This is a genomic window from uncultured Roseovarius sp. (genome assembly GCF_913057115.1).
Lineage (GTDB): Bacteria > Pseudomonadota > Alphaproteobacteria > Rhodobacterales > Rhodobacteraceae > Roseovarius.
This window is the reverse complement of record NZ_CAJXNN010000061.1, coordinates 1-11,566: the sequence shown is the minus strand read 5'-3', so window position 1 is coordinate 11,566 and position 11,566 is coordinate 1. Positions and strand designations below refer to the sequence as shown.

Below are 11,566 nucleotides of genomic sequence, written 5' to 3'. Positions count from 1 at the left end.
TCCTTGCGCTCCTCCCAGTTCTCGGTTTCCACCGTCAACTGATAGGGCAACTCCTGATGCAAACGCAGGGTCAGCTTCTCGCGCGTGATCTCGGCGGCGATCATCCGCATCGGCAAATCGGCGATCTGATCCTCGGGGTAAAGCCACGGCCCCTCCGGCACCTCGCCCGCCAGCCACTTGCGCAAATCCTCCACCCCATGGCCGCGCTCGGCGGAAATCATGAAGGTCTCGGCAAAAGCAAACCGCGCATTCATCTCCTCGGTCAGACCCAACAACACCTCCGATTTCACCCGGTCGATCTTGTTGATAGCAAGCGCCACGCTACGCCCTGTCGCCACCTCGTCCAAACCTTCCAGAATGCGCTCGACGCCTTCAGTGATCCCGCGATGCGCCTCGATCATCAACACGATCACATCGGCATCCGCAGCCCCGCCCCAAGCTGCGGCCACCATGGCCCGGTCCAACCGTCGCCGTGGCCGAAACAAACCCGGCGTATCGACAAACACCAACTGGCTTTCACCCTCGATCGCCACGCCCCTGATCCGCGCGCGGGTGGTCTGCACCTTATGCGTCACGATCGAAACCTTCGCCCCCACCATCCGGTTGAGAAGCGTCGACTTGCCCGCATTGGGCTCCCCGATCAGGGCGATGAATCCGGCACGTTGCGTCATGTCACGTCAAATCCTTATGAACGGCGCAGCCCTAGCCTATTTCCCCAGGCCTCGCCACAATCCCCTTCATCTTTCCATAAATACTCTGGGGTGTTTGAGGGGCAAAGCCCCTCATCAAAATCAAACCTGCGCCCGCAGGGCACAATTTGGAAACGCTACCCTTCGACGCGCGCCAGAAGCGCCTTGGCCGCCGCCTGCTCGGCCTGCCGCTTGGAGCCCGCTTTGGCTTGCGCGGCCTCACCGCTCGACAACCGCGCCTCGATGGTGAACTGCGGGGCATGGTCCGGCCCACTGCGCGCCTTTTCAAGATACTCCGGCGGCAGCAATCCCCGCGCCTGCGCCCATTCCTGCAAGGCCGACTTGGCATCGCGCGCGTCTTCCTTGACGCTTCCGATCCGATCTCCCCAAAGCCGCAGCACAAGCGCCTTGGCCGCATCGAACCCCGAATCGCGGTAAACGGCGGCGATCACCGCCTCCATGGCATCGCCCAGTAGCGCCATCTTGCGCCGCCCGCCCGAAAGCATCTCGGAGCGTCCCAGCTTGAGCACCGCGCCTATGTCAATCTCGCGCGCCACCTCGGCACAGGTTTCCTTGCGCACCAACGCGTTGAACCGCGGGGCCAACTGGCCCTCGCTGGCCCCCCGGTCATGTTCCAGCAGTGCTTCGGCCATCACAAGGCCAAGCACCCGGTCGCCAAGGAATTCAAGCCGCTGATTGTCGTCGCGCGTCGGCGAGGACATCGAGGAATGCGTCACCGCGCGCAGCAACAGCGCCGGATCTGCAAACTCGTGCCCCAATCGCGTCTGAAATGCCTTCAATTCCGCCGAGACCTTCATGCGCAGCCTCAGTCAAGCTTCTCGAAAAAGCGGTCGCCCCGCCATGTCCAGAAAAATAGCATCGACCGCCCTGCGGACGAGAACATCACACGCCCCGCGCGCCCGATAAGGTTTTCGTATGGCACGAACCCAACCCCGCCCACGGCCTGGGGAAAGCGCGAGTCGGTCGAGTTGTCGCGGTTATCCCCCAAAAAGAAATAGTGTCCCTCCGGCACGGTATAAACGCCCGTATCATCCGAACGCTGCCGCCCGATATTGACGATCTGATGCGAATGACCATTGGGCAGGGTCTCGATCTGACGCGACTTTTCACAGGTCGCCCCCTCGCCCACCACGCCGTTTTCACACCGCGGGCGAATACGCATCGGGCCTTGCGCGGCGAACTCTTCCTTGAAAATGCCGGCATCTTCCAGCTTGACCGCCTCGCCGTTGATATGCAGCACGCCATCTTTCATCTGCACCCGGTCACCGGGCAAGCCGATCAGGCGCTTGATGAAATCGGTGCCATTCACCGGATGGCGGAAGACGATGATATCGCCGCGCTCCGGCTCGGAGCCCAGAATGCGGGTGTTATCGCCATCCAGCCAGCCGCAGATATCCTTGGCGTCGATATCCAGCCCCACAGCCGGAATACGGATCGTCGGGCAAGACGCATAGGAATACCCATAGGCCATCTTGTTGACGAAGAGAAAATCCCCGATCAACAGCGTGTCTTTCATCGAGCCTGAGGGAATCCAGAAAGGCTGATAGAAAATCGTGCGGAAAATCCCGGCGATCACCAAGGCCCAGAAGACGGTTTTCACCGTTTCCCAAATGCCGCCGCCTGTCTTGCCTTCGCTCGCCATCCCGCCCCTCCGGTCTAAGGTATGGCCGCTACATGCGGCGCGCGTGGCAGGGAGTCAAGGCAACGGCTGCGCTTGTGATGCCAAAGGGAAAAGGGGGCGCTGCCCCCGTCGCCCTGCGGGCGCCTCCCCCGGGATATTTTTGAACAGAAGAAAAGGTCAAGGCCCGAGCTTCATGCGCCCGGTCAACCGCGTTCACAAGGCCAGCCGCACTGACGCAGTACCGACAAGATACCGACGTATTGCAGACAGGGGTTTTGACAGGTCAACAAAGCCTTAGCGGCGATTCGGCATAAGCGGTCGCGCCTCGATTAAGACGAATGCCTGCGCCCATGGATGATCGTCTGTCAGGGTGACATGAATCACCGCCTCATGCCCTTCGGGCGTCAACTCGGCCAAACGATCGGCTGCCCAGCCTGTCACCGCCATGGTAGGTTGGCCCGTATCGATATTGCTGACCGCCATATCCTTCCATGCGATCCCCATCCGCAGCCCGGTGCCCAGCGCCTTGGAACAGGCCTCCTTCGCAGCCCAACGCTTGGCATATGTTCCGGCCACATCGGCCCGTCGCTCGGCCTTGCGCTGTTCAACTTCGGTGAACACCCGGTTGCGAAACCTGTCGCCGAACCGGTTCAAGGTGCCTTGGATGCGCTCAATGTTGGCCAGATCGGTGCCGATACCAAGGATCATTCGGCGCTATCCCTATTCTTCATGAGGCTGAGTTGATTGCCAGCCCCAAGGCCCGCGAAGAACCGATTACAGATCAGGTAGCCGCCCGCATAAAGCCCAAGTAATATACTGAATTGCTTGGGAAAGCCCCAAGCCACGGCAAGTTTTTCAAACTCCGGCACAAACCCTTGCCCGCCAAAGCCCAGCGCCACGTTCAACGCGACGGCCAGAGCCGTGGCCAGCCAAGCAAACCGCCAGATTTCACGACTTTCAGGCTTGCGCCCATAGGCCCGGGCAAATTGCTGCCCCTCCACCAGCGCCGCGATCATCGCGGGGACCATCAACTGCGCCGAGGACCCCACAACGCTGTCAAAGCGCGTCTGCAAGGCCGTGACCGCAAGGCTGGCTCCGATGGCAACCGCCAGAAACACGAAGGCATAGCGTATGAAAACCACGCCCTTAGACATCACTGCATCTCCTTCGCAGCCTTGCTCTTCAGATAACTCCTGACACCAAGACCATAAAAAAGCCGGTTCACCAGCGTCATCAGGAACAGAAGAAAAGCCCCAAAGGCCAGCAAGTACGGGCTGTAATTCTTGAACATTGGAATCAACTCCGTCTGAAGAATCAGCAACCCGGTCAAAAAGCACAGATTTATGATCAAGACGATGCCGGTCATACCCAAGATCGCGCGCCAGATTCTACCTTTGGGCGGCGGCCCACCGTTATCCATCGCAAAGCGCTGACCCTCAACCATGGCGGCGATCATCGGCGGCAGGAAACTGGCCAGGCCTGTGGGAATCCGGGTGTTCAACAGCGACACCATGATCCACGAAAAAAGGACCATGACCGCAACGAAGAGAAAATAAACCCCGATATAACGCAGCGGTTTCCACAACTCGGGGTGCACGGGGTGATCCTTGGTCATTCCCGCGCCTCATCCATCAGACGGCGCATCTCTGCAATCGCCGGGCCAAGCCCGCGAAAGATCGACTCGCCCATCAGGAAATGCCCGATATTCAGCTCCATGACCTCTGGCATGGCGGCAATCGGCTTGACTGTTTCATAGGTCAGCCCATGGCCTGCATGTACTTCAAGGCCGAGGGAATGGGCCAGCGCCGCGCCCGCGCGAAGGCCCTCCAACTCCTTGTCACGCTTATCAAATTCACCCTCGTAATGATAATCGCAATAGGCCCCTGTATGCAGTTCCACCACCGCCGCGCCGATCCGGGCCGAAGCCTCGATCTGCCGCGCCTCGTGCCCGACGAACAGCGACACCCGGCAGCCCACATCGCGCAGGGGCGCGATAAAATCAGCCAACCGATTGTCGTCGCCGGCCACGTCCAAGCCGCCCTCGGTCGTGCGTTCCTCGCGTTTTTCAGGTACGATGCAGACCGCATGGGGCTTGTGACGCAGGGCAATCGCCTGCATCTCAGGCGTCGCCGCCATCTCGAAATTAAGCGGCACCTCAAGGGCCTCCATCAACCCTTCTATATCCGCATCCACGATATGCCGACGATCTTCGCGCAGATGCGCGGTGATCCCGTCTGCCCCGGCCTCTTCGGCCAGTTTCGCGGCGCGCACCGGATCGGGATAGGGGCTTCCCCGCGCGTTGCGCAGTGTGGCCACGTGATCGATGTTTACCCCAAGCCGCAGCTTGCCTTCATTCGACATCTTGCGTCCCTTTGCATTTGAGTCGGGGTGAGGTTAGTCCGGTTTCTTGCGCGCGTCAGCCTTGTGAGAGGCTTTTTCCTTCAAGGCCGCAAGTTTCGCCTTGAGCGCGCCCTTGCGACGGTTCTGATAGGCTTGGATAACCGGCAGGCTTACGTAATAGCCGACGAGCCCGGCAATCAAACCCGGAATAAGCCCGCCAATCATGTAGGGAAAGAAAACCTCATCGTAAAACAGCAGCAGATGGCTCCAATCCGCGGTCTCCTCCGTGAACATTGCCCATAGGTTGTCCTTGAGGTCCCGCCCCGCGTCCACGAACTTGCCGCCAAGCGAACGCTCCACAGTGTCGCCCAAGGGCGTACCCAGTCCCAAGATAAAATATCCAGTCTGCAAGGAACTGGCCGCAATCGGTACGAAAGTCAGCGGATTGCCAACGAAGGTCGATAACAGCGCGGCCACGATATTGCCCCGCATGATCCAGGCCAAGGACGCCGCCAGGAAGAAATGCAGCCCGAAGAACGGCGAGAAGGTCACGAATATCCCGGCGAATATTCCCCGGGCGATCCGATGTGGTGGATCGGGCAACCGCCGAAGGCGGTGCTTCACGTAGTGAAACGCACGAGTCCACCCGCCACGGGGCCAAAGAAAATCGGCCACCGCTTTCCATAACGGTCGTTTGTCACGGCGTTTGAAGACCACCTAGAGGGCTCCTAACCTTCGGTTAAAGGCACCGCACCCGCTTGCCGCGGGTCCCGGTGCCGTTCCACGGCGGCCACATCGCTTTCGGCATCGAGCGCCGAGATCACCCCATGCAGGTGTTCGGCATCGCGCAACTCGATGTCAACAAGCAACCGGTAGAAATCCGGCTTGCGGTCGACGAATGTCAGGTCCGAGATATTGGCCTTCTGCTCGCCGATCAATGTGCAAATCCGTCCCAGTACCCCGGCATCGTTCCCAATCGTGACATCAAGCGACACGCTGTAGACTGCCGGATGCGTTCCGCTGTGCCAGTGCAAGTCCAGCCAACGGTCCGGCTGGTCATCATAGGCCGACAGCGCCTCGCAGTCGATGGCATGCACGACAACGCCTTTGCCACGATACGTGATACCCACAATCCTCTCGCCTGGTAACGGCTGACAACACCGCGCGCGCTCGAAACTTTGATCTGCGGACAGGCCAATCACCGGACGCTCGCCGCCAACGGCGTCGCTTTCGTCCGGAGCCAAGTCCGGGTAGACAGCGTGCAACACCTGCCGCGCGGTCAATTCAGCGCTGCCCAAACGTGCCAAGACTTCGTTGCGCCCGTTTAGCCGAAGGGTCTTGGCCGCGCTGTCCAAGGCTTTGTCGGTGGCCTTTTTGGAAACGTGTTCAAAGGCCGACCGGGCCAACTCCCGGCCCAGCTTGATGTATCTGTCCCGGTCCTGTTCCCGCAAGGCCCGACGGATAGCCGAGCGCGCCTTGCCCGTCGTCGCGATATCCAGCCACGTCGCCTGAGGGGCCTGTCCGTCGGCTGTTATCACCTCGACCGATTGGCCATTCTTGATCCGGGTCCAAAGCGGCACGCGCATCCCGTCGATCTTCGCGCCCACACAGGCGTGCCCGATTCGGGTGTGAATCGCATAGGCGAAATCAATCGGCGTCGCCCCCCGCGGCAGCTTCACAACATCGCCCTTGGGCGTGAAACAGAACACCTTGTCGGCATACATCTCCAGCTTGACGGCTTCGAGGAAATCCTCGTGATCCTCTTCAGCGTCGAACTGCTCTGTCAGGTTGGCGATCCACTTCGCCGGGTCCACGGCAAACGGGTTTTCCGACCGTACACCATCGCGATACGACCAATGCGCCGCCACTCCGCTTTCGGCCACGTCATGCATCGCCTGGGTGCGAATCTGCACCTCCACCCGCTTGCCATCCCGGCCAGAAACCGTGGTGTGGATACTGCGATAGCCGTTCGATTTGGGCTGGCTGATGTAATCCTTGAAACGGCCCGGCACCGCACGCCAGCGGCGGTGAATGGCCCCCAGAACACCGTAACAGTCTTCCTCGCTCTGGGTGATGATGCGAAAGCCGTAGATATCGGACAGCCGGGAAAACCCCATCTCCTTTTCCTGCATCTTGCGCCAGATCGAATAAGGCTTCTTGGCACGGCCAAAAACATCGGCCTCGATTCCCGCCTTATCCAACTCGCGCCGCATGTCGCCAGTGATTCGCTCGATCACGTCGCCGGTTTCTTTCTGCAAGGTGATGAACCGGCGGATGATGCTGGCCCGGGCCTCGGGGTTGATCACCCGAAAGGCCAGATCTTCCAACTCCTCGCGCATCCACTGCATCCCCATGCGACCGGCAAGCGGCGCATAGATATCCATCGTTTCGCGCGCTTTCTTGAGCTGTTTTTCGGGACGCATCGCCTTGATCGTGCGCATGTTGTGCAGCCGGTCGGCCAGCTTCACGAGGATCACCCGCATATCCTTGGACATCGCCATGAACAGCTTGCGAAAGTTCTCCGCCTGTTGGGTCTCGGTGCTGCTCAGTTGCAAATTGGTCAGCTTCGTGACCCCATCCACAAGATCGGCGATCTCGCCGCCAAACCTTTCAGCCACCGAGGCATAGGAGGCGCGGGTGTCCTCGATCGTGTCGTGCAGCAGGGCGGTGATGATCGTCGCGTCATCCAACCGCTGTTCGGCGAGAATGGCGGCCACGGCGACCGGATGCGAGAAATAAGGCTCTCCCGAGTGGCGAACCTGCCCCTCATGCATCTCGCGGCCATAGTCATAGGCCGCCGAGATCAGCTTTTCGTCTGTCTTCGGGTTGTAGGTACGGACCAGCGCGATCAGGTCTTGGCAGGCGATCATGCGATCCGCATCTCCGCTGCGGGTCTGGGTTACCCCTGACCCTGTGCCTCCATGAGCGCCCGGAGCAACTTCTCTTCCGACATGTCGTCATCGGCAGGTTTGTCCGCCGCTTCGGCACCACCCCCCATAAGAAGCGCCATGGAATCCTCTTCCGGCTCATCCACTTCGATCTGGGTCTGGTTCGATTCGATCAGACGCTCACGCAACTCTTCGGCCGATTGGGTTTCCTCGGCGATTTCGCGCAGGGCAACAACCGGGTTCTTGTCGTTGTCACGGTCCACGGTGATCGGCGCACCGGCGGAAATCTCGCGCGCACGATGGGCGGCAAGCATCACAAGGTCAAAGCGATTGGGAACCTTGTCAACGCAATCTTCTGTGGTAACGCGGGCCATTGGACCTCCGGTAAGTCATCTGCAGAAGTCGGTTACTTACGCCCTCACAAGAGAATTTACAAGGGTAGAATCACGCGCTTTGGCCTTGCTGCAAGGGTCGCGACAGGGCTCCGCCCTCGCGGGCCAAACGGGCGGCTTCGGCACGGCTCAAGCGGTTCAGCGCAGCCCGCTCATCACCGCCCGCTTCTTGCAACGCCTTCCTCCAAAGACGCCTCACCGAGCGCGCCGACCATGGCAAGACCGCCTGCGAAAGCCACCGCCGCGCAGCGGGCGGCAAGCGGTCATATTCCGCCATCGGATCACCGCACCGTCGGCGGCGGGCCAAACGGGTTCTGCAATTGCTGTTCATACGTCAAACTTCGTCCGGCAGTGCCGCGTCCAGAACCAGCAACAAGCGCACGGCATCCCCGGCCACCATGGGCGGCGATCGGTGCAGTACGCCGCTTGCCAACATGCCGGGCCAATCCGCGCCACGAAATATCCCTGCGTCACCGGGCTGCATCCGGGAAATTTCATCAGGAGGATGATCATGACGGGCCTCGCCATATTCCGTTCCCTTGCCACGATAGGTGCACAACAACCGGGCCGGAACGCGATCAAGGTGGAATTTGCGGCAAGCGTCGTCGCGCACCACGTCCAACCGCAACCGAACCGTTGAAACCTGCATCACTCGGGCGAAGCACTGCGCCAGTGCGGCGATGTCATCACACAGCATGTCGCGCGCCCTGCTCTGCGCCATGCCCGCCACATCACATGCCGCCTGCGCCACCCCTTGGGTCCGTTCAACCGGGCAGGTCACCCGCTGTTCCGGCAACTGCAAGACTGGCAAGCTATCTATCCATGAAGCGAATGACGCATCCCGCTCCCGTTGCCAAATGGCCGCCGCGACATCATTACAACGCAGGTCATCCAGCACCCTATCGCGCTTGCCCTGCACCACCCGGGTTGCGCCTGCCATCACACCATCCGCCATGGTTCAGGCCGCCTGCATTCGGCGCCACGCCGGGAAAGGGTCGGCAAGATCCGTGTAGACCGCCGGGTCATAACGATCATCCGGCCCGACAAGCGCCGCATCCAAAGCCGCGCAAATCGCATCGCGATCCATACCCGCGCCGATAAAGACCAACTCCTGCCGCCGGTCGCCGAAGGGCTCTTGCCAATGCTTTTCAAGGTACTCGCGCGCTTGCGGGTGATCCGGCCAGCGCTCGCGCGGGACCGTGGCCCACCATGTGCCAAGCGGCGCTATTTTCGACAAGGCCCCGGCAAGGCTGAACTCGGCCACCCAATCGGGCCGGGTGGCCAGCCAGAAATGCCCTTTCGCCCGGATCACCCCGGGCAACGGGTCATTCAAAACAGCGTGCACCTGTTGCGGATCAAAGGGCCGCCGCGCGCGATACACGAAAGACGACACACCGTATTCCTCGGTTTCCGGCACGTGATCGGCAAATCCATAAAGTTCCTTGGCCCACAAGGGGTGATCATGCGCCTTGTCGAAGTCGAACAGTCCGGTGTCGAAAATCATCTCAGCCGGCACCTGCGCTTGATCGGTTTCAATCACCCGGGCATCGGCATTCAAACTCCGGATGATCTTCCGGGCCGCATCGCAACGGTCAGGCCCGGCATCACTGACCTTGTTCATCACGATCACGTCGGCAAATTCGATCTGGTCCACCAGCAAATCCACCAGCGTCCGGTCATCGGCGTCGCCCGCCACTTCCCCGCGGTCACTCAGGAAATCGTGACTTGAGTAATTCTCCAGAAGGTTGACCGTGTCCACCACCGTCACCATCGTATCAAGCCGCGCCACGTCCGACAGGCTCTGCCCCGCTTCATCACGAAACTCGAAGGTCGCCGCGACAGGAAGCGGCTCGGCAATCCCGGTGGACTCGATCAAAAGATAATCGAACCGCCCTTCTCCGGAAAGCCGCCGCACCTCCTGCAAAAGATCATCGCGCAGCGTGCAGCAAATGCAGCCATTCGACATTTCCACGAGCTTTTCATCCGTCTGGCTAAGGTCGGCGCCACCGTTCCGCACCAAATCGGCATCAATGTTGACCTCGGACATATCGTTCACAATGACCGCAACGCGCCGCCCGTCGCGATTGTTCAGAACCGCATTTAATAAGGTGGTTTTTCCAGCCCCCAAGAACCCCGAAAGCACGGTAACAGGCAAACGTTCCGTCCGCATCGTCATGGCAAATCACTCCTCAATTTCTTAAAGAACCTTTTATGTTATTTCATTACACTTTTAGCTCCAAGGAAGACAACCCCAATTCACTCAGGTCGAACGCGGTCTGCCTTGAACCTGCCCCGAAAGATCAAGGCAAGGCACCCTTTGAATTATCGCTAAGCGACTACAGCGGGACAACCTCGGCCCGTGCCTGTTTGGGCAGGGCCTCAAGCATCCCGCTGACACTCATCCCCAAAAGCGGATGAACCCAGTCCGGCGCAACCTCCGCCAAAGGCACAAGAACAAAGGCCCGGTCCTGCACCCTTGGATGCGGAAGTATCAGGCGATCAGGGGTCTTCCGCACCTGCTCTTCCAATGGCAAATCGCGCCAAGCGTCCTGCGTTTCGGCATCGGGCATTACGGTGGACCCGACGGCAATCAAATCCAGGTCCAATGTCCGCCGCCCCCAGCGTTGCACACGTTCTCGGCCAAAATCCGCCTCTACACGGTGCAGCAAATCCAACAACTCGCCCGGCGTGCCAGCCCATTGCAGACTCGCCGCTGCGTTCAGGTAATCGGGGCCCGCGCCCGTTGGAAAACATGGTGTACGATAGAAGGCGCTGACAGTCAGTTCCCGAACTCCCGAAGCCTCCAGCCGATCCAAAGCCCCACGCAGTGTATGCTCCAAGGATTCCGATCCGGAAGGCATATTCGCACCCAAGGCGATCAAGCAAAGTTCACTCATGCACAAATACCCTATCCTTTTGAACACAGCTTGTTTGCTTGCCTAAAAAGCATGCAAGATCTATTTAACAGGATACCCTGCTCGTAATTAACCACTCACTTATTCAAAAATCCGACCAGGGCCAAGACATTCGGAAGGACAATCAATGTTTTACAAGGACGAACGGCTCGCGCTGTTCATCGATGGGTCGAATTTATACGCCGCTGCCAAGGCCCTTGGGTTCGACATCGATTACAAGTTGCTTCGAACGGAATTCATGCGCCGGGGCAAGTTGTTGCGGGCCTTTTATTACACGGCGCTGCTTGAAAACGATGAGTATTCCCCGATCCGCCCGCTGGTTGACTGGCTGAACTACAACGGCTTCACCATGGTCACCAAGCCGGCCAAGGAATACACCGACAGCCAAGGTCGCCGGAAGGTCAAGGGCAACATGGACATCGAATTGACGGTGGACGCCATGGAGCTGGCCCCGCGCATCGACCACATCGTGCTCTTTTCCGGCGATGGCGATTTCCGCCCGCTGGTGGAAAGCCTGCAACGCCAAGGCGTGCGCGTTTCGGTGGTCTCGACCATCCGCAGTCAGCCGCCGATGATCGCCGATGACCTGCGCCGTCAGGCCGACAACTTCATCGAACTGGAAGACCTCAAGGATGTGATCGGCCGTCCGCCCCGCGAAATGCCAGCGGACCGCGAAAGCAACTACGAACGGCAAGACTAA

15 protein-coding genes are annotated in these 11,566 nt (G+C 59.8%); 1 reads left to right on the top strand and 14 read right to left on the bottom strand.

Annotated elements, in window-relative coordinates; translation table 11 throughout:
- From era to folK, 14 genes are all read right to left on the bottom strand, one after another.
- On the bottom strand, window positions 1-671 hold a 671-nt coding region (gene era, locus QZ498_RS16515), incomplete at its 3' end, for a GTPase Era (RefSeq protein ID WP_294624220.1).
- 155 nt (window positions 672-826) lie between these two features.
- Window positions 827-1,507 (bottom strand): ribonuclease III, encoded by a 681-nt coding sequence (gene rnc / locus QZ498_RS16510; RefSeq protein WP_294624218.1) that lies wholly within the window; start codon window positions 1,505-1,507, stop codon window positions 827-829.
- An 8-nt stretch (window positions 1,508-1,515) separates the two neighbouring features.
- Complete coding sequence (gene lepB, locus QZ498_RS16505; protein WP_294624216.1) at window positions 1,516-2,352, bottom strand: signal peptidase I; 837 nt, start codon at window positions 2,350-2,352, stop codon at window positions 1,516-1,518.
- A gap of 273 nt (window positions 2,353-2,625) precedes the next feature.
- Window positions 2,626-3,039 carry a holo-ACP synthase gene (gene acpS, locus QZ498_RS16500; protein ID WP_294624214.1) on the bottom strand — a complete coding sequence of 138 codons (414 nt, stop codon included), beginning with the start codon at window positions 3,037-3,039 and terminating at the stop codon, window positions 2,626-2,628.
- Window positions 3,036-3,485: an ABZJ_00895 family protein gene (locus QZ498_RS16495; protein ID WP_294624212.1), complete on the bottom strand. Its 450-nt coding sequence runs from the start codon at window positions 3,483-3,485 to the stop codon at window positions 3,036-3,038. The genes acpS and QZ498_RS16495 overlap by 4 nt, the downstream gene beginning before the upstream one ends.
- Complete coding sequence (locus QZ498_RS16490; RefSeq protein ID WP_294624211.1) at window positions 3,485-3,946, bottom strand: ABZJ_00895 family protein; 462 nt, start codon at window positions 3,944-3,946, stop codon at window positions 3,485-3,487. The genes QZ498_RS16495 and QZ498_RS16490 overlap by 1 nt, the downstream gene beginning before the upstream one ends.
- A complete protein-coding gene (locus QZ498_RS16485) occupies window positions 3,943-4,692 on the bottom strand; it encodes a pyridoxine 5'-phosphate synthase (protein WP_294624209.1) in 750 nt (249 codons plus the stop codon). The genes QZ498_RS16490 and QZ498_RS16485 overlap by 4 nt, the downstream gene beginning before the upstream one ends.
- 33 nt (window positions 4,693-4,725) lie before the next feature.
- On the bottom strand, window positions 4,726-5,388 hold the full coding sequence (locus QZ498_RS16480) for a DUF2062 domain-containing protein (protein WP_294624207.1): 663 nt from the start codon (window positions 5,386-5,388) through the stop codon (window positions 4,726-4,728).
- Between the two features lie 11 nt (window positions 5,389-5,399).
- On the bottom strand, window positions 5,400-7,541 hold the full coding sequence (locus tag QZ498_RS16475) for a bifunctional (p)ppGpp synthetase/guanosine-3',5'-bis(diphosphate) 3'-pyrophosphohydrolase (RefSeq protein ID WP_294624205.1): 2,142 nt from the start codon (window positions 7,539-7,541) through the stop codon (window positions 5,400-5,402).
- A 29-nt stretch (window positions 7,542-7,570) separates the two neighbouring features.
- Window positions 7,571-7,933, bottom strand: a complete 363-nt coding sequence (rpoZ, locus tag QZ498_RS16470) for a DNA-directed RNA polymerase subunit omega (RefSeq protein ID WP_294624203.1) — start codon at window positions 7,931-7,933, stop codon at window positions 7,571-7,573.
- A 70-nt stretch (window positions 7,934-8,003) separates the two neighbouring features.
- Complete coding sequence (locus tag QZ498_RS16465; protein WP_294624201.1) at window positions 8,004-8,282, bottom strand: DUF6525 family protein; 279 nt, start codon at window positions 8,280-8,282, stop codon at window positions 8,004-8,006.
- A 3-nt stretch (window positions 8,283-8,285) separates the two neighbouring features.
- A complete protein-coding gene (locus tag QZ498_RS16460) occupies window positions 8,286-8,891 on the bottom strand; it encodes a DUF1826 domain-containing protein (protein ID WP_294624199.1) in 606 nt (201 codons plus the stop codon).
- An 18-nt stretch (window positions 8,892-8,909) separates the two neighbouring features.
- The gene (locus QZ498_RS16455) at window positions 8,910-10,121 is read right to left on the bottom strand and encodes a GTP-binding protein (RefSeq protein ID WP_294624222.1); all 1,212 of its coding nucleotides are present in this window, start codon (window positions 10,119-10,121) and stop codon (window positions 8,910-8,912) included.
- A gap of 166 nt (window positions 10,122-10,287) precedes the next feature.
- Entirely contained in the window at window positions 10,288-10,848 is a 561-nt protein-coding gene (folK, locus tag QZ498_RS16450) for a 2-amino-4-hydroxy-6-hydroxymethyldihydropteridine diphosphokinase (protein ID WP_294624197.1), read from the bottom strand.
- A gap of 145 nt (window positions 10,849-10,993) precedes the next feature.
- Here folK and QZ498_RS16445 point away from each other — a divergent pair, with 145 nt between their 5' ends.
- Window positions 10,994-11,566 (top strand): NYN domain-containing protein, encoded by a 573-nt coding sequence (locus tag QZ498_RS16445; protein ID WP_294624195.1) that lies wholly within the window; start codon window positions 10,994-10,996, stop codon window positions 11,564-11,566.

Bases quoted from the DNA above. Each gene is read 5' to 3' on its own strand.
- QZ498_RS16455 (WP_294624222.1), bottom strand. From the start codon at position 10,121: ATGCGGACGGAACGTTTGCCTGTTACCGTGCTTTCGGGGTTCTTGGGG.
- lepB (WP_294624216.1), bottom strand. From the start codon at position 2,352: ATGGCGAGCGAAGGCAAGACAGGCGGCGGCATTTGGGAAACGGTGAAA.
- QZ498_RS16490 (WP_294624211.1), bottom strand. From the start codon at position 3,946: ATGACCAAGGATCACCCCGTGCACCCCGAGTTGTGGAAACCGCTGCGT.
- folK (WP_294624197.1), bottom strand. From the start codon at position 10,848: ATGAGTGAACTTTGCTTGATCGCCTTGGGTGCGAATATGCCTTCCGGA.
- QZ498_RS16475 (WP_294624205.1), bottom strand. From the start codon at position 7,541: ATGATCGCCTGCCAAGACCTGATCGCGCTGGTCCGTACCTACAACCCG.
- QZ498_RS16445 (WP_294624195.1), top strand. From the start codon at position 10,994: ATGTTTTACAAGGACGAACGGCTCGCGCTGTTCATCGATGGGTCGAAT.
- QZ498_RS16495 (WP_294624212.1), bottom strand. From the start codon at position 3,485: ATGTCTAAGGGCGTGGTTTTCATACGCTATGCCTTCGTGTTTCTGGCG.
- rpoZ (WP_294624203.1), bottom strand. From the start codon at position 7,933: ATGGCCCGCGTTACCACAGAAGATTGCGTTGACAAGGTTCCCAATCGC.
- rnc (WP_294624218.1), bottom strand. From the start codon at position 1,507: ATGAAGGTCTCGGCGGAATTGAAGGCATTTCAGACGCGATTGGGGCAC.
- QZ498_RS16465 (WP_294624201.1), bottom strand. From the start codon at position 8,282: ATGAACAGCAATTGCAGAACCCGTTTGGCCCGCCGCCGACGGTGCGGT.
- acpS (WP_294624214.1), bottom strand. From the start codon at position 3,039: ATGATCCTTGGTATCGGCACCGATCTGGCCAACATTGAGCGCATCCAA.
- QZ498_RS16460 (WP_294624199.1), bottom strand. From the start codon at position 8,891: ATGGCAGGCGCAACCCGGGTGGTGCAGGGCAAGCGCGATAGGGTGCTG.
- QZ498_RS16485 (WP_294624209.1), bottom strand. From the start codon at position 4,692: ATGTCGAATGAAGGCAAGCTGCGGCTTGGGGTAAACATCGATCACGTG.